This is a genomic window from Kosakonia sp. Marseille-Q7440 (assembly GCF_965119485.1).
Genome location: NZ_CBCPLT010000001.1, coordinates 1680407 through 1701703, shown reverse-complemented (window position 1 = coordinate 1701703; position 21297 = coordinate 1680407). Strand labels below are relative to the sequence as shown.

22 protein-coding genes and 1 pseudogene are annotated in these 21297 nt (G+C 52.8%); 11 read left to right on the top strand and 12 right to left on the bottom strand.

Annotation, left to right across the window (positions count from 1 at the left end; all coding sequences use genetic code 11):
* Positions 1–107 precede the first annotated feature (107 nt).
* On the top strand, positions 108–512 hold the full coding sequence (locus tag ACWPW2_RS07800) for a nuclear transport factor 2 family protein (protein ID WP_312118745.1): 405 nt from the start codon (positions 108–110) through the stop codon (positions 510–512).
* 134 nt (positions 513–646) lie between these two features.
* On the opposite strand, the gene ACWPW2_RS07795 is transcribed toward ACWPW2_RS07800, so the two are convergent.
* Together ACWPW2_RS07795 and ACWPW2_RS07790 are read right to left on the bottom strand one after the other, a co-directional pair.
* On the bottom strand, positions 647–4573 hold the full coding sequence (locus ACWPW2_RS07795; RefSeq protein WP_454122249.1) for a hypothetical protein: 3927 nt from the start codon (positions 4571–4573) through the stop codon (positions 647–649).
* Positions 4574–4927: 354 nt separating this feature from the next.
* On the bottom strand, positions 4928–5410 hold the full coding sequence (locus tag ACWPW2_RS07790) for a glutathione peroxidase (protein WP_454122247.1): 483 nt from the start codon (positions 5408–5410) through the stop codon (positions 4928–4930).
* 71 nt (positions 5411–5481) lie between these two features.
* On the opposite strand from ACWPW2_RS07790, the gene ACWPW2_RS07785 reads away from it, so the two are divergent.
* Genes ACWPW2_RS07785 through ACWPW2_RS07765 form a run of 5 tightly spaced genes read left to right on the top strand, consistent with a single transcriptional unit; the run spans position 5482 to position 8117 of the window.
* Positions 5482–5607 carry a hypothetical protein gene (locus tag ACWPW2_RS07785; RefSeq protein ID WP_454122245.1) on the top strand — a complete coding sequence of 42 codons (126 nt, stop codon included), beginning with the start codon at positions 5482–5484 and terminating at the stop codon, positions 5605–5607.
* A gap of 52 nt (positions 5608–5659) precedes the next feature.
* On the top strand, positions 5660–6238 hold the full coding sequence (locus ACWPW2_RS07780) for a cytochrome b (protein ID WP_454122243.1): 579 nt from the start codon (positions 5660–5662) through the stop codon (positions 6236–6238).
* 13 nt (positions 6239–6251) lie between these two features.
* Positions 6252–6785, top strand: a complete 534-nt coding sequence (locus ACWPW2_RS07775; protein WP_312118740.1) for a tetratricopeptide repeat protein — start codon at positions 6252–6254, stop codon at positions 6783–6785.
* A 22-nt stretch (positions 6786–6807) separates the two neighbouring features.
* On the top strand, positions 6808–7320 hold the full coding sequence (locus ACWPW2_RS07770; protein ID WP_034813990.1) for a sigma-70 family RNA polymerase sigma factor: 513 nt from the start codon (positions 6808–6810) through the stop codon (positions 7318–7320).
* Positions 7320–8117 carry an anti-sigma factor family protein gene (locus ACWPW2_RS07765; protein WP_454122240.1) on the top strand — a complete coding sequence of 266 codons (798 nt, stop codon included), beginning with the start codon at positions 7320–7322 and terminating at the stop codon, positions 8115–8117. The genes ACWPW2_RS07770 and ACWPW2_RS07765 overlap by 1 nt, the downstream gene beginning before the upstream one ends.
* Positions 8118–8129: 12 nt before the next feature.
* Here the strand turns inward: ACWPW2_RS07765 and ACWPW2_RS07760 are convergent, their stop codons facing one another.
* Together ACWPW2_RS07760 and ACWPW2_RS07755 are read right to left on the bottom strand one after the other, a co-directional pair.
* Complete coding sequence (locus ACWPW2_RS07760) at positions 8130–8699, bottom strand: YceI family protein (protein ID WP_454122238.1); 570 nt, start codon at positions 8697–8699, stop codon at positions 8130–8132.
* Positions 8700–8781: 82 nt separating this feature from the next.
* Positions 8782–9519 carry an SDR family oxidoreductase gene (locus ACWPW2_RS07755; protein ID WP_454122236.1) on the bottom strand — a complete coding sequence of 246 codons (738 nt, stop codon included), beginning with the start codon at positions 9517–9519 and terminating at the stop codon, positions 8782–8784.
* Between the two features lie 242 nt (positions 9520–9761).
* Between ACWPW2_RS07755 and ACWPW2_RS07750 the strand changes: the two genes are divergently transcribed.
* Positions 9762–10706 carry a GIY-YIG nuclease family protein gene (locus tag ACWPW2_RS07750; protein ID WP_435397892.1) on the top strand — a complete coding sequence of 315 codons (945 nt, stop codon included), beginning with the start codon at positions 9762–9764 and terminating at the stop codon, positions 10704–10706.
* Positions 10707–10815: 109 nt separating this feature from the next.
* Here the strand turns inward: ACWPW2_RS07750 and ACWPW2_RS07745 are convergent, their stop codons facing one another.
* Together ACWPW2_RS07745 and ACWPW2_RS07740 are read right to left on the bottom strand one after the other, a co-directional pair.
* Positions 10816–12204: a sensor histidine kinase gene (locus tag ACWPW2_RS07745; RefSeq protein WP_454122233.1), complete on the bottom strand. Its 1389-nt coding sequence runs from the start codon at positions 12202–12204 to the stop codon at positions 10816–10818.
* On the bottom strand, positions 12204–12881 hold the full coding sequence (locus ACWPW2_RS07740) for a response regulator transcription factor (RefSeq protein ID WP_279791656.1): 678 nt from the start codon (positions 12879–12881) through the stop codon (positions 12204–12206). The genes ACWPW2_RS07745 and ACWPW2_RS07740 overlap by 1 nt, the downstream gene beginning before the upstream one ends.
* A 185-nt stretch (positions 12882–13066) precedes the next feature.
* On the opposite strand from ACWPW2_RS07740, the gene ACWPW2_RS07735 reads away from it, so the two are divergent.
* Entirely contained in the window at positions 13067–13903 is an 837-nt protein-coding gene (locus tag ACWPW2_RS07735; RefSeq protein ID WP_454122231.1) for a MipA/OmpV family protein, read from the top strand.
* Between the two features lie 86 nt (positions 13904–13989).
* Here the strand turns inward: ACWPW2_RS07735 and cynR are convergent.
* A pseudogene (gene cynR / locus ACWPW2_RS07730) lies at positions 13990–14870 on the bottom strand (transcriptional regulator CynR).
* 108 nt (positions 14871–14978) lie between these two features.
* Here cynR and ACWPW2_RS07725 point away from each other — a divergent pair.
* Positions 14979–15632, top strand: a complete 654-nt coding sequence (locus ACWPW2_RS07725) for a carbonic anhydrase (protein WP_454122229.1) — start codon at positions 14979–14981, stop codon at positions 15630–15632.
* A 26-nt stretch (positions 15633–15658) separates the two neighbouring features.
* Positions 15659–16129, top strand: a complete 471-nt coding sequence (cynS, locus tag ACWPW2_RS07720) for a cyanase (protein WP_454122227.1) — start codon at positions 15659–15661, stop codon at positions 16127–16129.
* Between the two features lie 66 nt (positions 16130–16195).
* Here the strand turns inward: cynS and ACWPW2_RS07715 are convergent, their stop codons facing one another.
* Positions 16196–16672 (bottom strand): nuclear transport factor 2 family protein, encoded by a 477-nt coding sequence (locus ACWPW2_RS07715; RefSeq protein WP_054802932.1) that lies wholly within the window; start codon positions 16670–16672, stop codon positions 16196–16198.
* A 60-nt stretch (positions 16673–16732) separates the two neighbouring features.
* Positions 16733–17299: a TetR/AcrR family transcriptional regulator gene (locus ACWPW2_RS07710; RefSeq protein WP_454122224.1), complete on the bottom strand. Its 567-nt coding sequence runs from the start codon at positions 17297–17299 to the stop codon at positions 16733–16735.
* A 282-nt stretch (positions 17300–17581) separates the two neighbouring features.
* Between ACWPW2_RS07710 and ACWPW2_RS07705 the strand changes: the two genes are divergently transcribed.
* Positions 17582–17842: a hypothetical protein gene (locus ACWPW2_RS07705; protein ID WP_454122222.1), complete on the top strand. Its 261-nt coding sequence runs from the start codon at positions 17582–17584 to the stop codon at positions 17840–17842.
* Between the two features lie 157 nt (positions 17843–17999).
* Here ACWPW2_RS07705 and ACWPW2_RS07700 read toward each other — a convergent pair whose 3' ends face one another.
* The 3 genes from ACWPW2_RS07700 to ACWPW2_RS07690 form a co-directional block, all read right to left on the bottom strand.
* Positions 18000–19898: a methyl-accepting chemotaxis protein gene (locus tag ACWPW2_RS07700; RefSeq protein ID WP_454122220.1), complete on the bottom strand. Its 1899-nt coding sequence runs from the start codon at positions 19896–19898 to the stop codon at positions 18000–18002.
* Between the two features lie 168 nt (positions 19899–20066).
* Positions 20067–20588, bottom strand: a complete 522-nt coding sequence (locus tag ACWPW2_RS07695; protein ID WP_454122218.1) for a GNAT family N-acetyltransferase — start codon at positions 20586–20588, stop codon at positions 20067–20069.
* 114 nt (positions 20589–20702) lie between these two features.
* Positions 20703–21251, bottom strand: a complete 549-nt coding sequence (locus tag ACWPW2_RS07690) for an N-acetyltransferase family protein (RefSeq protein ID WP_454122216.1) — start codon at positions 21249–21251, stop codon at positions 20703–20705.
* Positions 21252–21297 lie beyond the last annotated feature (46 nt).

Genomic DNA, 21297 nt, shown 5'->3' with positions numbered 1-21297 from the left:
CTGAATAATGTCAGTCATCTCTCAAACCGCACCGTTGGCTAAGGCGATTTTTAATACGTCCTTTTAGTCTGATAACTCTTAACGACGCTTATCGGGAGTAACACGCCATGACCAATCAAACAGCACAGGCAGTAGCAGAAACCTTTTTTCACCGTATCGCCACCGCAGAAGATGTGAATGAGATCGCGACGCTGGTGAGTGAAAACGTTGACTGGCTGGTGGCGGGAAATACCCGGCTGGTTCCGTGGATTGGCCGCAAAGAGGGCAGAAAAGGCGTGGCAGAATTTTATGCACAAATCCGCTCACACCTGACGCCAGAGCGGTTTGAAATCAAAGATATCCTCGTCAAGGGTAAGCGGGTTATGACGATTGGAGAACTTGCATCCCGGGTTAAAAAAACCGACAAGCTGATCGAAACAGAATTTGTCCTTGATATGGAAATTGAAAACGGCCTTATTACCCGCTTCCGCATGTTCGAGGACAGCTATGCTGTTTCCGAGGCGTGCCGTTGATTGGCTCTACGTTAAACGTCCGCTTCTGGTGCGAAGCGGACGTTTTGCCTGCTATTAAGCATTGAGATATTTGAAAAAACTATTATTAAATAGTCTTAACGATCAGTTGAAACTCATATCTACATAGTTATTCGTTATGACTCAAACCGCTGCTCACCTTCACGATCTTTCCACTGTTCATGATTGCTTTCACGCTCAATCATAAATATCAATCTCTCATGTATTTTTTTTGCAGCGTTAGAAATATTGTTCCGCTCGTGTTCAATGAGTTCACACAAAGCGTCAGCCCGGGATTGTAATATGTTTGCAAGACTCCCACTCCAACTTGTCGGACTCGCTAATTCAGCAAAGGACTCAAGAACCACTGAAGGTTCAGGTGCAGCCTCTAAGAATTTGATAGCTTTTTCGCGCAAAGTAGTATTTTTAGTTTCAGTACTACTTGACCATATTTCTAACCCATGCGGCACATATGCCCATACCTTGGGATCGTCACTGCTGGAGCACCAGTCAACCAGGATTTCGATGTCAACATCTGAAAGCAGTGGAGTATCCGCAACACCGCCACGCATAAAGAACAACCGCATACATCTTTGCTCTTTAGAATCCGCAAGAAGACGTGAGAGAAAAGCTTCAGGAATGAGTGCAACCGTTGCCTGAATAGTTTTACGGTAATCATGCACAAGACCATAGTGTTTATCGATCACATAGAAGACAGCGTCCAGCCACTGTTCTATCCGTCCTTCATGCCTGTCGGACTGCAATGCCGGCACTACGACAGATTCCATAAAGTCATCAATGAGACCGCCATGATCGTCAGTATCTTTCTGTAAAATTTGAATGGCTGCCCTGAAACCTATTTGAATAAGTTCCGGATCAGGCATGTCCACTGTCGTTTTTTTGCCATGTAGCCTCATCCCCACCCCCTTCAGAACTGCCTCAGCTCCGTTTTCTTTAGAGAGCAACCGTTCGGCCAGATCGAGTACTCGAGGTAATGGCAAATGCAAGCATTTTTTTTGCCAAAAAATGGCGTCAAACATGACTATACGAGCATGAGGTTTATTCAGGAGAGACATACATCGATTGAGGTCCGTTTCTGTAAAATCTCGCTGGGGATGCAAATTAATCAGAACTCGACAGAGTGAAGAATGCAAAGCGCAGAGATCCAGAAATTCATGCGCTAACGCCTCATTAATACGATCCAAGCCTTCGATAAACCCTAGAAATAACGAAAAATCTTTATTTTCAGTAGGGTCCAGTTCCAGTTCTTTTATAAGCAATTGCCAGACTTCATGAGGATTCGAGGTTGCCTGAGCGAGTCCCTTCCCGAATGCGCTCCGGTAAGGCATCCACTCAGAAGAGAACAGATTAGGTCTCAGATCAGAAAGACAAAGCGTCGAAGTGGCAAACTCACGCCCCAGTTGCTCTGCTCTGGCCATCAGTCGCTCTTCTGCTTCAGCGTATCGGTCCTGGCCATGCATGTTAAAGTCGTCATCAAGCGCCCAGTTATAGTGGCCTTTGCTCAGGACATAAAGCCGGATACCCGAAAGCAAATCATTTGGCCTGAGCTCCTTTTCAAGAGCATCAAGCGTTTCCAACAGCATGGGGGATACCTGAGGATCCTTTCTCAAAAAGTACAGCCTTGTCCGAATCGCCTTCCAGCCTTCTCCCCAGGGAAGACAGGCGTGCAGTGTACGGGCGGCAACAACCAAGACGGAGCCCATCCTTTTATCACTGCACAGGCTACTGAGTGAATTTGCCAGAATGGTCCGCACACCGCTAGCAAGATGTATATCATCGGCGTTTCCGACGCGAACGGTAATCGCGATGAACGCACGTCGCCACGTCATCAACGCGTCATAGTCTGGTTCTGCCCCATAATCCCTCGGTCGGGCCCCAAACTCACAGATACCCGAGCCTGTCCACGTCGAACCGCTAAGTCCCGAAGAAAGCATTCTCAGTCCGAGAGCACGACGCTGTGGCACAGCTGAAGAGAGACATTTTTCCAGAAGCGCAATTCGCTGCTTTAGAGAAGCATGTGTGCCTGACAAATAGGGCTGACAGAACAAGGTAAGTTTATCCCGTGCATTATGCTGACCAGGCTTATCCATTTCATGATCCGCGATTTGCAGCAAAAGGCTGGTGCACCGGTCAAAGTATGAAGGCTCCCAAGCCAGTACCTGCAAAAGGTCGAGGATGGTGCTCCAGCGCGGATCGTGACGTCGTTCCCCACCTTTAAAGTCTGAGTCCCTCAGGACCTCGTCAATCCGGTTAAGCAGAACGTCAGGCACCACCGGTGCAATGTATTTCAGCATACGAGTTGGCAAGTCCTCTAAGGCCAGCAGATTACCCAATAACGCTTCCGGCTGAAGCCATGCGGTAGCGATCACCTTTGCCACCGGATGATCGTGTAAAAGCCCCAACCGGTGAGCAAACGACATAAGCAGGCGTTCACGTCCCGGCGCTTCAAAGGTAGATCTGAGACATGCTACCGGAAAATTGTCCAGCGCAGAGGCGGCCAGTCTGTTCGCGATAGCATGGGGTAAGATGGCCCGCCAGTGCGACCTAGCCTGAAGAATGTGGCGATCGGTCAGCTTTTTGAGTGTCCGGTAGAGCTGGTGATGTGGATAACCCGCGAGTGCCCCCAGGATCCCCAGCTCACTGTCGCCTGTTTCAGAAACGTCACTCGAAAATGAGTAGACAAGCGAAAGGAGCTCGGCCTGCTCTCGTAATCCCTCGTCCGGCCCATGGCGTTGTTCAAAAAGTCTGTCGAAGAGTTGTGCATCAGACAGAACGGCCAGCGACTCCCCCTCCTCCACTCTCTCGGCGATAGCCAGTGAGACTCTGGCATTCCCGTCAGCGAATTGAGCGATCCGACGAGCGTTCAACTGTCCGATACCGGGGAAACGGCGCAACAGAAGTTTTTCAGCAACTTCCGGCCCTACCGCCTCAATGTGGATCACTTCTGTGGTCTGAGGTTTGTCTTCCCGAATATCATATTCAACGGTAATAAGTTTGATCCTGCTTCCGTGAGAGGTGACTTTTGCCGCAAGGGAGGCATGCAACTCACGCGGGCAATTATCGAGAACCATTATTGCGCTGCGCTGGTCAGCAATGAGGCGTTCTAGCATGGCTGCGGCCGAAGGGTTCGGATCGTCACCGGTATCTGCATACACCGCCAGAGTGCGGTTCAGGGCATCAGTACCGATGGATTCCTCAAACAAGGCCTGAACAATCCTCGTTTTACCCACGCCCGATAAACCGGTGATGCGCACGGCTTTCCGAGTAGTCAGGATAAGCTGGCGTATCGGCACGATGGCATCCTTAATACTCAAGGGGGGACCTTGCTCTGACGGAAGTGAGATTGTGATACCGGAGGCGGTAATCAGAGTATCTTCCGCCCCCTCCGGAGGGCAACTCCATGCGCCATATGGCTGCCAGCCGGAATATCCCCGCCCCAGTATTCTGTTCACCCAGAGCATCACAGACGGATATTGACGTATCCACTGTGCTAACTTGGCGCGATCATAGAAGGCCAGATGAAGATTTGCGTGACAGGGATCGTGCCTGACAGCATCCTGCATCGCTCTGACGCGTTCGCCAAGCATGGAGGGGGAGCAATCCTCGTCCAGACTAACAATAATATAGCTTCCACCTGCTCTAGCCTGACCAGATATCATGGGAGAAAGGACGCCAGAAGGTGCCATCTCTCGCAGAATATCAGCCCTTCGCATCTTATGCTTTTTGGCCTGGAAAACGGTATCTGGCCGCTCAATATACCCGCTGTTCAATTGTTCGACCGGTACCTGCACGTGGACATCAATTCCACCATCTGGGGCATTGATCGATCCCGACCAGCGCACCCTGGCTGGACTGTAACCGCTGGCCGCCACTTCGGCTTCAGCAAGGCGAGCAATTAACTCTTCTAAAAGAGTATCTGAGAGTCGAAGTAATTCATCTTTATCTATATCGAAGATCGCCACGGCATAATCCCAACAGAAAACTAAATTTTTAACAAATGATGACCAGAATACTAAGCAATTTGAAGAAGATTGTCCTGTCACTAGCACCAATGCTCCGTACCCTAGCAGATTAGCAATTTAAGCCTCTGGTGCTATCAGACCTTCAGGCGCATCATTACCTTGCTTAACTGGCGGAAGCAATTTTTTCGCTTCGAGAATGAGCTTTATTGTCTCTCCCTGTGGAATGCTTCCTTCTCAGCATGAAAAGATAACTCGTGGGTGACATCGGATAGAAGACTCGATCAATTTGTCGCTGCGGGTATGTTCCAGCCTCAAACAGTTCGAGATACATAGCTTCACGGCTGATGTCGCTTCCAAGAGCCAAGTGATATTTCGTCTTGGCCACAAGTTCATCCATTTTACCTTGTTAATAACGCCTTCGATTAACCGCTGAACTCAGCTTTCAAGCGCAGCAACAATCGCAGTTTCCATTTTCTCCGGCTTGGTAAACGGCGCAAAGCGCTTGATCGGTTTGCCGTCGCGGCCGATCAGGAACTTGGTGAAGTTCCACTTTATTCGCTCCCCCAGTACGCCGGGCAGCGCCTTTTTCAGATAACGAAACAGCGGATGCGCGGCGGGGCCATTAACCTCGATTTTTGCAAACATCGGAAAGCTCACGCCGTAGTTAATGTGGCAGGTCTGGGCGATGTCATCCGCGTTGCCGGGTTCCTGTTTACCAAACTGGTTGCAGGGAAAACCGAGCACCACCAGCCCCTGGGCGACATATTTCTGGTAGAGGGTTTCGAGGCCGGCATATTGTGGCGTGAAGCCGCAATGGCTGGCGGTATTGACGACCAGCACCACCTTCCCCGCGTAGTCGACCATTGGAACAGGCTGGCCGCCAAGGCTGGTGGCGGTATGTTGATGAAAAGTGCTCATATGAGGTCCTCGTAGCAGAACAGGTCGACATTACCGCTCAGCGCGTTGCAACAGCAGGTATCTGGAGGCACATGGTGGCAAAGTTGGCGCAAAACAACAACAAACTGCGCCGCTTCGCGGCTTTGCTGCGTGACAGCCGCCTCTTTTTAGCGCCGCTCGCCTGGATAAAAAGCAAAAAACAATTTTTTATCGAATAGATCCACAGGGTGCGGCGTTTACCCATCATTAACACACTGATGGGATCGCTTTATGACCGCAACAACGCCTGCGCCGACACGACAGCGCTACGATAGTTTTACCCTGATACTGCACTGGATCACCGCAGCCAGCGTCATTTTCCTCTTTGCCAGCGCACATATCTGGGAGCTGCTGGAGCGCGGGACGCCGCTGCGAAAAGGGTTGCAGGCCGTGCATATCTCCTGCGGCATCCTGCTGGCGTTGGTTATGGTTGTCCGCCCGCTCTGGCGGCTCTTCAGCCAGCGCTCTCGCCAGTTTTCGATGCCGCCGCTTGAAGGCTCCGCTCTGGCGAAAGGGCTCGCGCATGGCATGCACGGCGCGCTCTATCTGCTTCTTTTTACCCAAATCGTGCTCGGGTTTCTTTTCCGCTGGTCGCAGCACGAGCCTTTCCAGTTTTTTGGTCTGTTCGATCTCGCAGGCTGGGTGGAGATCACCCCCACCCTGCGGCATACCCTTGCTGAGTGGCATGACACAGTGGCATGGGCGTTGATCTCACTGGCACTTGTGCATGCGCTCGCCGCGCTTTTCCATCACTACCTGTTACGGGACGGCGTACTGCGTCGCATGCTGCCCGGCCGTGCTTTTCGTTAACCTGGAGTCCACCATGAAATTACCCACCGCGATGATTCAACGTCTGCTGCCTGTGGCCTTTGTCCTGTTAAGCGCGCCGGTTTTTGCCGCCGGGGACGATAGCAGCAATAGTAAAACGCCCGATTGCCCCACCGGGCAGGTGTACGACAGTTCGACAAAGCAGTGCGTGCCCGAAAAAACAAGCCAGCTTAGTGATGAAGATAAAACCCGTTACGCCTATCATCTGGCAAAAAAAGGCGAGTATCAGGCCGCGCTAAATCTGCTTAACACGCTGAAAAATGGCGATACCGCCGAAGCATGGAACTACCGGGGCTATGCCACGCGCAAGCTGGGGCGTACGGATGAGGGTATCGGCTATTATCAGCGCGCTATCGCCCTCGATCCCACTTATGCCAAAGTGCGCGAATATCTGGGTGAAGCGTGGCTTATCAAAGGGCGTCCTGACCTGGCGAAAGCACAACTGAAAACCATCGCCACACTCTGCGGGCAGAGTTGCGAGGAGTATCGGGATCTCGAGGCGGCGATTAACGGCCATGCTGAATCCTGAGTAAAGGTATGAGGATAAAAAAATCACTAGTAGTGACGTCCGCCAGCATCTTGCTGAACATCTGACACGCCTGTGGCGCTATGGGCTGGTTCTGTCGCGCAATCGTGAGGTTGCCGAGGAACTGGTTCAGTCTACCTGTGTGCGCGCGCTGGAAAAAAGCGCGCAGTTCACCCCCGGCACGCGCATCGATAGCTGGTTATTCACTATTCTGCACTCCATCTGGATTTCTGATGTGCGTGCCCGCCGGGTGCGCCTCGGGCAGGGCTTCGTCGAAAGCGATGAACTGCTGGCGCCCGATACCCATGAGCAGGATGAGGCTCGCCTGCACTATGGAAAAATTATGCAGCACGTGAGCGACCTGCCGGAAGCGCAGCGCAACGCGGTCTTTTTGGTCTATGTCGAAGGTTTTACCTATCAGGAAGCGGCAGATACCTTGTCTGTGCCGATTGGCACCATCATGAGCCGGCTGGCAACGGCGCGGGCGAAACTCGCCCAGCTTGTTCACGCCCCGCGACCTGTACAGGAGAAGCGATAGTGAAAACCATCAGATTTACAGCACCCTACAGCGATGAGGCCATTGTCGCCTGGCTGGATGGCGAAATGGAGGCAAGCGATGCCCGGCGCTTCGAGGCCACGCTGGCTGAGGATGCACAGCTCGCCGCACGCACTGACGCGTTAAGGCTTAACCAGCAAGAGATTGCCAGCGCTTTTGCGCCACTGCTGAATGCCGCCCCGCAGGCACGCATGGAGGCACAGCTCGCCACCCTGCTCGCCGGGCCTGCGGCAACCGCACCGAAGGCCAATGGCGTCAGCCGACGGGCGCTGATCGCCGCCTCGCTCAGTTTTCTGGTGATCGGTTCCGGGCTGGGCTATCTGGCGCGTCCTGCAACGAAGGCGTTAGGAGAGAGCGAAAAAATTCGTGACCTTGAGGCGCAATATATGTCGCTCTACAGCGCAGAGACGCTGCTTGATGCAGACAGCTCGCCCACGGCATTGCAGCGCGGGCTGGCGCGCACGGCACAGGACATCGGTTTACGGGCGAATGAGCAACAACTTGAACTGCATGGAGCAGAGCTGAAAATGGTGCGCATCCTGCGCTATGACGCCACTTCCATTGCGCAGATTGCCTGGATGCATGCCGATTATGGCCCGATGGCGCTCTGTATCTCCCCGGACAGCCAGCCCGCGCGCACGGAGCTGAATCACGAGCAGCGCCACCAGATGAACCTTGTCTGGTGGCGCTCAGGTGGTTATCAGTTTGTGTTGATTGGCCGTAACCCCACGTCCCAGCTGAAGCAACACGCGCTCACCCTGCAGGCGGCGCTTTCATAGTCAAAGGCGCGCTCAGACGGCCCGGTGCAGGCGGGCCTGAATCGCAATAGTGATTGTTACGTTGTCATCAACCAGCGCCGAGAAACGGGTCATATTGAACGCCGAGCGTGAAATCGTGGTTGTTGCATGCAGGGAAAGGTTCTCTGGCCCGCTGGTTTTATCATTCAGCAAGGCGTCCAGAATCACCGGGCGCGCGATGTCCTTCACCGCCAGAGTGCCCAGAATCCGATAATGGCCCTGCCCCACAGCCACCACGCGGCTGCTGGTGAAAGTGATGTTCGGGTAGCGTTCAGCGTCAAAAAAGAGGCTGCTTTTCATCTGCCAGGTTAACAGCTGGTTAGAAGCATTCAGCGTTGCCACCGGAATGGCAACATGGACAGTGTCGTCTCTGTCGTTGTTGGCATTGAGGGCAATATCCCCGGTGACATTTCCCAGCCTGGCCTGTGACATATCGCCAAATGCCTGCCAGGAGAGAGTAATGGTGGTCTCATGCGAATTAATACGGTAGTCAGCCGGGCTGGCATATACCGAAAAGGCGCTGAGCAGAAATCCGAGAGCGATGGCAGGCACGATACGCGTCATGTTGATAATCCCTGGGGTGTTTAGCGTATAAACGTGCCAACCCGGTTTTTTATTCGATTCCCTTTTGCTGAGTGTGAAAGCGCTACGGTTGCAGCGCTTCGCGGGTTGGGCCCTGGAAGTAAATCTGGCCGATATGGCAACTCCGCGGCTGCGTCAGCACAAAACGCATCGTCTCCCAGACCGAACGCCCGTTCAGCAGACGCTCGCCCATTTTCGCCTGGCTCGCGGCAAGCGCGTCTAATCCTGTCACTTCAAAATCGGGCGGATAGAGTCCGGTAACCCGTATATTTTCTTCGCTAAGCTGCTGCGACAGTTTAGTGATAAAGCCGCTAAGCCCATGTTTGCTGGCGAAAAATGCGGGGTGGGCAATGGAGTCCGTAAAGTTCGGGATGCCGCATGAAGAGATGATGGCGACGATATCCGCACTCTCTGAACGCCGAAGCCCCGGCAGCAACGCCTGCGTCAGCAGAATCGACCCTGTCACGCCAGAATTGATGGTCGTGATAATGTCTGCCGCAGGCTGCTCGTCTAAGGTGCCTGACAACCACTGCGCAGCATTGAGGATCAATATGTCGATGGGCTTGTCTGACGCTAACAGTTGGGTAGAAAAGTGAGAGAGGGATTCAGGCTGGGCTAAATCACACAGACACCCTCTGGCGATGCCGCCCTCCGCGGTAATGATGTCGCAGGTTTTTTGAATATCCTCAGCCCGCCGCGCAGAAAAATCGATCTCAACGCCCTCTCGCGCCAGCCATACGCAGAGCGCCTGGCCAAATCCGCCACCACCGCCGGTAATAACCGCTCTTTTACCTTTCAGCATCTTCATCTCCTCTTTTTTCTCTGTGAAGGGAGATATACATGAGGAGGCGGAGTGGCATCTTTCCGTTCGTGCCATTTTTAAATGAGCGTTGTTCAGATTAGAGATTGAAAACGTTATTTGCCTGGTGTTATAAGCGAAGAGGCGCTTCTGTCATCTTTCTCTTTCCTGTTTTAATCGTTAACGCATCACTAAAGGCCAGAAAATGATTAAATCAATTCACTTAACAACGACCAATCACAAAGATGGATTTTAAAATGGAATGGAGATTTTTAGGTTCGATATTAGATGCGAGAAGGTCTGGGTGTAGTGGGGTTTACCTTATCGTCCATCAAGGGCTTTTCAATCGTGTTGTTTATGTCGGAGTGAGTTGTAATGTAGGGAGAAGGATAAACGAGCATTATGAAGGGTATCTGAGAGGAAATCGGACTATTTACAATGCAGGCCGCGATGATGATGTGTACCGTTTTATGTCAACATACAAAATCCATAACCATATAAGACATTATCAATCCTTAGCAAAGGATTGTAAAATATGGGGTTCTACCACATTACATTTTGACTCACCTAAAAACATATTGGCTAAAAACCAGACTTTTGATGCCAATTGGCAAGGCATTGCAATTGAAAAGTATCTGCCTCAATTGACAGTCTGGGCCCTTCCAATGGCCAATTACTGTTATTCAAATGCAACTAGAATTGAAAGTGTAATCCAGGCAAAGCTTATTGAAGCCTTTGATTTAAGAGGTTTTTTCAATGTTAAACACTTAAGTATTTTAGGCAAAATTGAACACCCACTTTTAGAAAAAATAAAATATTTCATTATTAACCCCCCTGATTTAGATTTGGCATCACTCTTTATCTTTAATAATTTGCACTCTAAAACAATCGATCAAAATTTTAGTAAGGAATTTCGTGCACAGTTCAAAAATGAAATTTCTCAAAGGGAGAAGGAAGCGCAGAAAAGACGAGAGACACGGGAACATAAGGCTTTTCTTTATAAAAACCATGGCAGACCCTGGACTTTAAAAGAGATGGAAAAACTAAGAGTCATGCTAGTAGATTTTGATATGACCCCAGCAGAAATATCCGATTACCTTGGGAGAGATCCACGCTCTATTTCTAAAAAAATAAGCGAAAATGATAAAGTTTCCAATCATAAGTGGCGAGAGAGCGTGGGATGGTTATGACCTTGCTTTTAATCTCTCCAAGGACGCCAACTTTCCTTTTCTTCCGCATGGAGAAGGTACATAACCACATTTAAGAAGCTAACCCCCTTCGCAAAGCTGCTCCCTTTTTTCAGGCGACGGTGTGGCTGGGAAACTCAACGGTCACCACTAATCCCCCCTCCGCCGAGGTGCTCAAACCGACGCGGCTGTTGTGTTGCTGCGCCACCGCCCTGACGATGGAGAGCCCTAACCCGCTGCCGCTCTGCAGCTGATTGGGATCGCGGAAAAACCGGTCGAAGATGCGCTCGCGCAGTTCAACGGGGATACCTGGGCCGGCATCAGAGACGCGAAGCTGCGTGAATGCATCGCACGTACTCACCGCGACCTCAACCCGCCCGCCCTCCGGGCTATATTTGATCGCATTTTCAATAACGTTATCAATCAGCGACATCAGGCGCTCCCTGACACCCTCGATGCAGAACTCCTCATCGGCGTAAAACTCCAGTTCAATCCGCCGCTCAGCCGCCAGCGGCGACAGCGCCGCCATGCGATCCTGGATCAGCGAGGTCAGCGGTACGGGGGCCATCACCGTGTCAGTGCGCGCTTCGCTGTGCATCAGCAGTAGCAGCTGATTGACGAGACGAGCCGCACGGCTGTTGCTACGAATAATCCCGGCCAGCAACGCCTGTTGACGCTCGCTGCTGATATAGCCCTGCAACGCTTCAACGTTGATGCGCATCGCCGCCAGCGGAGTGCGCAGCTCGTGCGCGGCATCAGCAATAAACACCCGCTCTCTCTCCGTGCTTTCCCGCAATCGCGCCAGAAAGTCATTGATTGCATCCACCATCTGGCGAAGCTCGCGGTGCTTCGGCACGGCGTTTAAGGGAGAGAGATCCTCCGGCGTGCGTGAAGCAATCTCGTTGACCACCCTGTTCCAGGGGCGCATGGCGATGCGGATCGACAGCCAGGCGGGAAAGAGCAGAAACGGGATGCAGACCAGCAGCGGCAGGATGTAGTAGCCGCGCGAGTTGAGGTAGATAAAGAAGTTCCAGCTACCGGCAGGCGTGACCAGAGTAACCTCCGTGTCGCCATTCGCCGATTTCAGGGTACGGCTGGTCCAGCGTCGCCCTTCGCTCTCGCTTTTTTGCAGCTTGCCATAGCTGCTGTTGGTCACCCCGATTGGCGCGCCTTCTGAGGAGTAAATTATCGCGTGATCCCTACGCACGATAAGGCTGATGGAGAGTGCGGGATCGTCACCGCCGCCATACCCCTCGCGCAGCGCCCGGCTGAACGCTTCCAGCATTTCGGTTCGTTCCCGCGGGCGATCGTCCATATGATCGACCATGGTAAAGATGGTTTCGTAAGTCTCACTCCCGGTGAGGATCGGCGGGCTGCGCAAGTCCTCCCACAAAATGAAGGTGAGAAAGAGGCACCACAGCAATGTAAGCAGCAGCATTTGCGCGATGATAACTCGGCGTACCAGCGTCGGCGCCTTCAGGCTGCGCCAGAAATTTCCCATCACCCTTCCCTCTTCTCGATCGGGACGGTATCAATGACATAGCCTACGCCGCGCACCGTGCGCACATACCCTTCGCCAATTTTGCGCCGCAGATTGCCCATATGCACATCGAGGGTGTTGCTCATATTCTCTTTTGCGCCAAAGATCCTCTCCTCCAGAAAGGGGCGCGTCACTACGCGGTCGGGACGCAGCAGTAACGTCTCAAGCAGCGCATATTCACTTGCCGTCAACTCAATGCTGCGCGCGCTTACCGTCACGCGCCGCGTTGGCACATGAAGAGACAATCCACGAATGTCGATTACCTCATTGTCAAAACCGTAACTGCGGCGCGCAAGAGCTCGCACCCTCGCCAACAACTCGGCGAGCACAAAGGGTTTGACCAGATAGTCGTCGGCTCCGGCATCCAGCCCGCTCAGGCGATCCTGCAGCGTGCCTCGCGCGGTCAGAATGATGACCGGGATGCCTTTAAGCCGCTGGCGCAAGTACGCCATCACGCTCATGCCATCGCCGTCCGGCAGCCCGAGATCGAGCAACACCAGTTCTGGTGCGCAGGCATCAAGCTGATGCAGCGCATCCTCTTTGCGGCGAACCCATATGACATCTAATCCTTGATCGGCAAGCGCAATGCGCACGCCGTTGCCAAGATCGAGGTCGTCTTCAATTAGGAGAATTTTCACAATAGTTACGTTATCAACGGTGAATGAAGAACGTCTGAAGAAAAATACGGTATCAGGAAATCTATCAGGTTTGCCTCGCCGGCACGCGCTTCATGCTTTCTTCATTTTCGGCTCATGAGAACTTTAGGGTGCATATTCAAACTAGCGGTGACTCGTAATCTGTTGACTCCATAAGGACTTAGTTAATGAGAAACACCGAACTGCGTCATAAGTTCCGCCCTTCATTCCCGGAAAGCATTCTGAAAAAAATCGTGCCGGGCGCGCTGCTGGCGCTGCTCTCCACCCCAACCCTGGCGGCAGAACCGCCCCAGGGTACCACCTTAACGCTGGGGGGCGGTGTGGGTGTTGCGCCGCGCTATTCCGGTTCCGATGAAAACCGCGTCTCGACGGCGCTGGTGCTCGATTACTCAATGCGTAACGGCTTCTTTGTCAGCTCGACGCGCGGCCTCGGTTATGGCAACAGCCTTGGCAACTTCGATTACAGCGCGGCGCTGAGCTATCGCACCGGCCGTAAGGATCACAATGTCGACAGCGATACCATGAGCGACGGCAGCGACCATTTGCGCGGAATGGGTAATGTAAAAGGCTCGGCGCTCGGTGTCGTGGGGCTCGGGTATAAGTTGACCAACTGGCTGAGTGCGCAATTGCAGGCTGAGGTGCCCTTTTCCCAGCGCGACAATGGCGCGGCGCTGCATTTCGGTATCGTCAGCCCGCTTTATCACTCGCCGAAAAATAGCGTGACGCTGGGGCTGACCAGCAGCTGGGGGACAAATGATTATATGCAGACTTACTACGGAGTCAGTGCCGCCCAATCCGCCGCATCGGGGTTTACGCAATACCACGCCGGTTCGGGGATCTATGCCTGGTCACTCAATCTCGACTGGACGCACAACTTCACCGAACGCTGGAGCGTGGTCGCCGATGCAGGCTATACGCAGCTGGCGGGTGATGCGCGCAACAGCCCAATCGTACAACGCAAAGCGTCCCCCACCGGAAGCCTGACTGTGACATATCGCTTCTGATGAATATTCGCCCCGGCGGCTTGCGGTAGTCTGGCGTCATTGCACAGAGCGTCTATCCGCCGGGTTCGCGATAAACGAGCTGCGTTTCAGGCCGTTAGCCCGGCGGAAATATCTATTGCCAGTTCAGTGAAGGCACGGGCGGAGAAGCTTTGATAGCCATCTCTTCGCCGCATTAAAACAGCCGTACGCTGCAGGCGCTCGGGCTCAAGCGCGATAGCCACCAGATCGTCCTGGGCAAATGCCGTCTTCGCAGGCAATAACGTTGATAGCGGCGTCCAGCGGACAATCTCAATCACCGCACCAAGGGCGTTGGCTTCCATCAGCACCTGTGGAGTGATGTGATGCTTACGAAAGTAATGATCGATCTGCTCGCGCGTCGCGAACTCCGAACTGAGTAACACAAGCGACTCGTCGCCAAGCCTTTGCAACTCAACACGTTTCTCTTTCGACAAGGGGTGTCTGGGGCTGACCACCAGCGCAAGCGTCTCCTCCAGCAACGGGACCGATTCGATATCGGGACTGTTCACCGGCGCAAAAGCGATGCCCACGTCCAGCTCCCCTGCCAAAAGCAATTCTTCCATATGCTCCTGGGCGATCTCCTGCACGCTGAGGGTAATTTTTGGATAGCGGGCGTGAAAGGCTTCAACCAGCGGCCCCAGAAGATAGGTCGTAAAGGTGGGCGTCACCGCCACGCGTAACGATCCGCGGCTGAGATTGCTTACGTCATGAATGGCGCGGGTGGCTTCACGCAGCTCCTGCGACGCGCATATTGCAGGTAGATCTTTCCGGTGTCCGTCAAACGTGTCGTGCGCCCTGAGCGATCAAATAACTGAGCGCCCAGACTCTCCTCCAGCAATTTAACCTGCTGCGAAAGCGCTGGCTGAGATACGTGCAGCTCCGCTGCCGCTTTCGTAAAGCTGAGATGCTCTGCAACTGCAAGAAAATAGTGAATATGCCGGGCGAGCATCATCCACTCCATTAGATTATCTAATAAACCTCATAATAAATGAGACTTTTACCTTATACAAAGCAGAGCTTAATCTTGTCCCACACCCAGCGACAGTGAGAAAGCACGATGAAAGCGATCATTGACGGTTTTTTGAAATTCCAGCAGGAGGCGTTTCCTGAGCGCATCAAACTGTTTCGGGATCTCGCCACCCAGCAGAGCCCGAGAGCGCTCTTTATTTCCTGCTCCGACAGCCGGTTGGTGCCGGAGCTGGTTACTCAGCGTGAGCCAGGGGATCTGTTTGTGATCCGCAACGCCGGCAATATTGTGCCGTCGTATGGCCCGGAGCCAGGCGGTGTTTCAGCTTCCGTTGAATACGCCGTTTCCGCACTCAGGGTCGCCGACATTGTGATCTGTGGTCACTCCGACTGCGGCGCAATGACGGCAATTGCCACCTGTCAGTGTCTGGATCATATGCCCGCCGTCGCCAGCTGGCTGCGATACGCTGATTCAGCGAAGGTCGTGAATGAGTCGAGGCAGCATGCGGATCGGCCGACGAAAGTCGCGGCGATGGTGCGTGAAAACGTGATTGCGCAGCTTGCCAATATTCAGACGCACCCCTCTGTTCGCCTGGCGCTTGAAAAGGGCCGCGTCACGCTGCATGGCTGGGTATATGACATCGGCAGCGGACGCATTGACGCCTTCAATGGCCGGGAATTCGTCTCCCTTGCGGAGAACCCGGATGTTCATGCTGTTTCCCAACATACCAGGCGTGTTGCCTGACATACCTATCAACAGGAGATGAAATAATGATCCAGACTCAAGTTACCCAGAGTGCCCGCCAGGTGCTTACTGAAACCATCATTCTGACGAAGGCGCGCAAAAACCTCTCCTATGCGGAGATCGTTGACGGCACGGGACTCTCTGAAGCCTTTGTTGTTGCCGCGTTGCTGGGCCAGCACCCTCTTCCGGAGAGTGCTGCGCGCGTGGTGGGCGAGAAGCTCGATCTTAATGTGGATGAGATCGCGTTGTTGCAAACGGTGCCGGTTCGCGGAAGCTTTGGGGGCGAAGTGCCTGGCGATCCGACCCTCTACCGTTTCTATGAAATGATGTCAGTCTACGGGCCGACCCTGAAGGCGCTGGTTCATGAGAAATTCGGCGATGGCGTGATCAGCGCGATCAACTTCAAGCTGGATATCAAAAAAGTCGACGATCCGGATGGCGGCCATCGCGCCGTGATCACGCTGGATGGCAAGTACCTTCCCACCAAACCTTTCTGACCCTCCAGGCCTGCGGCTTCTGCCAGCCGATAACGGACGGGCATCCGGTAAGGGATGCCCGGACACTTACAACCCCAGCGCGGATAATCCCGGATGATCGTCCGGACGACGTCCCAGCGGCCAGTGGAACTTGCGCTCGCTCTCTTTGATCGGCATATCATTAATACAGGCGTAGCGGTGATGCATCAGACCATCTTCGCCAAACTCCCAGTTCTCATTGCCGTAAGAGCGGAACCAGTTCCCGGAGTCATCACGCCACTCATAGGCGTAGCGGACAGCGATACGGTCACCGTCAAATGCCCACAACTCCTTGATCAGTCGGTACTCCAGCTCTTTTTTCCACTTACGCTCAAGAAACGCCCTCGCCTCTTCACGATTATTGGCAAACTCCGCCCGGTTGCGCCATTTGGTATCCAGAGAGTAAGCAAGCGACACTTTTTCGGCGTCGCGGCTGTTCCAGCCATCTTCAGCAAGCCTGACTTTTTCAAGCGCTGACTCGCGGGTGAACGGCGGCAGTGGCGGACGGATATGTGAATCGGACATGGTGGAGCCTCCAGCATAAGTGGACAGGTGAGTGTTTGATTTTTGGAACCACGTTCCCGGCTACGGGATCTGCTTTAGCAATAACTGAGCGACATCTTTTGCCTCATCGGCGGCGCGGTAATCGCCCATCACGCGCGACAGGGTGATGGCACCTTCAATCAGTATCAGTAACTGCCTCGCCAGCGGTAATGGCTGATCCGTATTTAACTGCCCGGTAAGCTCAAGCAGGTAGTCGAGCAGTTTCTGTTTGTGCAGCCTGGCGATTTGACGAACCGGATCGTCCGGGTCCCCCACTTCGCCCGCGGTGTTGATAAACGCGCAGCCGCGATAACCTTCCGACTCGAACCAGCTTTTAAGCACAGTAAAGATGTTCAGGATGCGCTCGCGCGGCGTCTCCGCTTTGTCGCACTCACGCCTGAACCACTCCATCCAGCGCACATCACGCGCATTGAGCGCCGCGGCAGCCACCTCATCCTTGTTGGTGAAATGGCGATAGATACTTTTTCGCGCCACGCCGGACGTCTTCACCAGAAGCTCCATCCCGGTGGCATGAATACCGTTCTGATAGATAAGCTCTTCAGCGGTTGCGAGAATTTTCTCGCGTGTATTGGGTATGTTTTTGTTCATGGGTTGATGGTAGAACGATCGTTCTACCTCGGTCAAGCGATATCGCATAGGCTTTTTGCCGATGGTGAGAAGAGAGGTCACGACAGAACTGAGCGCAGAGCGAACATTCACGTAACCTTGCAGCGTCACCGTGAGTAAGTTCACAAAACTGCTGAAAACAGCATGAGTAATAACTGAATGAAATGATTAGTTATGTTATTTCACAATAAATAGCGCGCATAATAGAGCGTGTATGTATTAATTTAGAATTAAGCCTGCTCCAGTAAATGTAAGGGATACAAAATGAAAGCTTATGTATTTTATTACAATGAATCAGATGCCAGAGTCTTTACTAAAGAGAGTGTAAATCAGGAAGCTGCTGCTCTTCTTAAAAGAAAAGGTTATAAAAAGCATCATTTCGAGGTCGAAGCTGCAAGCGCTAAAGAGGCTATCGCCAAACTGAAAAAAAACGATGATGACTATCTGAAGGAGTTGAAAGATTATTCTGATGACCTACTTTTTGTCGGCCTTACAGGGCTGACAACATTTTTTAAGGTTTTGTGAAAAAGCTTTTCACATCCCAAAATATTAGGGTTATTTAACTATTTATTAAAAAGAGCAGTGCGAAGGGATATTTGCAATCAGGGTAATGCGATGCAGGCATTGAAATGACAGACGCAAGAGAAAAAAAGCCGACCCCATTGAGTCGGCTTTTTTTAAATCAGAGCTTGAAGCTGCTCACGACGTTTTCGAGCTGGACGGTTTGCTCTTCCATCGATTGCGCGGCGGCTGCAACCTCTTCCACCAGCGCCGCATTCTGCTGCGTGGCGCTATCGAGCTGGTTGATGGCGATATTGATCTGGGCAATCCCGCGACTCTGTTCATCGCTGGAAGAGCTGATTTCAGAGATCAACACGCCCACGCCTTCCACTTTCTCCATCAGGCCATCCATTGTTGCTCCCGCCAGACGAACCTGCCCGCTGCCCTGCTCAATGCTGCTCACTGACTCTTCAATCAGTTTTTTGATCTCCTGAGCCGAACGGGCGCTGCGCTGCGCCAGGGAACGAACTTCACCGGCCACCACCGCGAATCCACGGCCGTGCTCGCCTGCCCTTGCCGCCTCTACAGCGGCATTAAGCGCCAGGATATTGGTCTGGAAGGCGATACCATCAATCACACTGATGATGTCCACCACTTTAGCGGAGGAGTCATTGATGTTATTCATCGTGGAGACAACTTTGTTGACCACGCTGGCCCCCTGTTTTGCCGCCGCCGAAACCTCTTCCGCCAGTTTGTTGGCCTGCAACGCGTTCTCTGCGTTAAGGCGCACGGTGCTGGTCAACTCTTCCATCGAGGCTGCCGTTTCCACGATCGAGGCCGATTGATCTTCGGTGCGCGAAGAGAGATTAAGGTTACCACTGGCAATCTGGCGCGAAGCCGACGAGATCGCCAGCGTGCTGCTCCCGACCTGCTGCATCAGCTCATTCAGGAAGGTAATAAACTTATTGAAGTTATTGATAATGGCGTTAAATTCCGGGCTCTTGCTCTGCGCAAGACGCTGCGTTAAATCCGCACCGCCGCTGGAGAGCGCTTCAATATTGCGGTTGAGCAACGTCACATTGTGGAAAATATTGCGCACAATAATCATCATGATCACGACGATAAGTAGTCCGATAATCGCCTGGACGATGGTGAGCTTGGTCATAATTGCGTCAGAAATACTCACCAGCTGGCTGCTCGGAATATCCACCGCCATAAACCACGGGCTGCCGCTAATGGGCAGAACGAACAGCGAATGCGCGCCGTCTTCACCGTCATAGCTACCGCGCACTTCCGTTGTTTTACCCTGGCCTAACAGGCTCATTAACGGCGCTGCCGCCGGAATACCGAGATCGCGGACGTTTGAGAGCGCGGGTTTATCCTGTACGGAAGAGCCGTTACCGACGATTTTGCCGTCCGCCTCAACAATCAGGACGCTGCCATTGACCGCTTTGCCCATATCAACGGCCAGCTGGTTAAAGAAGCCCAGCGTCACGTCGATGGTCGCCACGCCCCAGACTTTGCCATCCTTCCAGATCGCCATGGCACAGTTAGTGCGGGGCTGTGGGCTGGCCGCATCCTGATAGGCTTTCGCCCACGCACACTCACCTTTCGGCGCGTTCATGCCGTCTTTATACCAGGGTTGCTCCCAGTATTTTGCCGATTCCGGCTGGTTCCATACGGTGTTGACTTGCAGATTGCCGCCGCCGTCGCGGGCATAGAAAGTACTGAATTTGTCCCGCGCCGGATCGCGCTGACCAGGCAGAGGCCAAATCCCACCGCCGAATACGTTTAAATCCCCATACTGGTTAACCAGATGCGGTAATAATGTGTCGATTTGCTCGCTTTGCAGACCGACAACCAGTTCAGTAATTGAGCGTTGCTGAGCCTTAACGCGGTTCATCTGCTCTTTAATGGCGTTACTTTGTAGTTGAACCGTCGCCTGAATATTTTTGGTTTCGGTTTCAATAATCTGCGGGGAGACGAATAGTTTGATAACAATATAGGTAACGATCAATAAGATAACGAAAAAGCTTACAAGCATCAGGCCTATTCGGCCCTGGGTATTTTTCCATGTCATATTAGCGGCACTCGTTGGGGTTGTTATTCGATCTAATATCGACATTTCGTTGAAATGCTTTAATTCACCCTGCGCCACTATTTCATTTCGAAGCACATTTATTCTGACAAAATATTTCTGCAGAAAAAATGTTATTTCGATCACATTTTATAAATACGCTTTAAGAATTTACTTGCGTACAAGCAGCCGTACCTGCTTACCGCGATAACTGACATAATTTTGCAACTCGAAGCCAAAACGCTCGGCTAAATAATTCGAGCGTTTATTCTCTTCAGCAATAATGCAGCAGACAGGAGAAGCGAACGTCTCATCGGCCCATAATAAAATTGCCGCCAGCGCTTCAGAGGCATAGCCTTTGCCACGCACTTCCGGAATCAGTGTCCATCCCGCTTCGGGGTATTCCAGCTTTGGCGTGGTATCGCGATGCGCATCCTGAAAGCCAAAGGCACCGGCATACTGGTTTGTGGCTTTCTCAAATACGGCCCAGTAGCCATACCCTAACGCCTGCCAGTGCCCGATATAACGTAATAAGCGCGCCCAGACCGCCTCTGCCGTCGGGATCTCGCCACCGCTTATTTTTGCCATTTCCGGGGTCGACCAGCACGCCTGGAGCGCCGGAAAATCATCGAGGGTAAACTGCTTTAAAATCAGGCGTTCTGTTTCAATATGAGGTGCTTGCTGGTGTGCCACGATAACCCCTTATGCGGGTTTTATGATGTGGCTACATTATCACCAAAAACGAAACATCCACAATGAATTAACATTTTGGCAACAACACACTCTTTTGATGTCCAGCCGACTGCGTCAGTATTCAGGATACCTGGATCTTTCTGCCATCTCCGGCAGCGTGCTCTCCCCCTGTCCGAGTGTGCGTTGCATCATGACGGTATCGAGCCAGCGCCCGTGCTTAAATCCTACCGATTTGAGTGTGCCGGTCAGCGTGAAGCCCGCCGAGCGATGAAGAGCCAGTGAAGCCGCGTTTTCGCTGTTACCCACCACGGCGACGAGCTGGCGAAAACCGCTGGCTTCGGCCCATGCCAGCGCACGGGAGAGCAGTTTTTTGCCGATGCCCTGCCCCTGACAATCAGCATCGATATAGACCGAATCTTCTAGGGTGAACCGGTAGGCATGCCTTTCGCGGTAGCGCGCCAGATAGCAGTAACCGCGCACGTTGCCATCCACAATAGCGACAAACCAGGGCAGCCCTGCTGCCTGCAACCGCTTCAGGCGGAATGCCATTTCCGCTTCATCGGGCGGTTGGGTTTCAAACGTGGCGCAGCCATGCAATACGTGGTATGCATAAATTTGTTGTATAGCCGGGATATGTCGTTCTTCTGCCTGAATAATTTCCATCAGTACGGCTCCTTATTGCGTCTGTGAAAGAGACTATCCCCTGGCG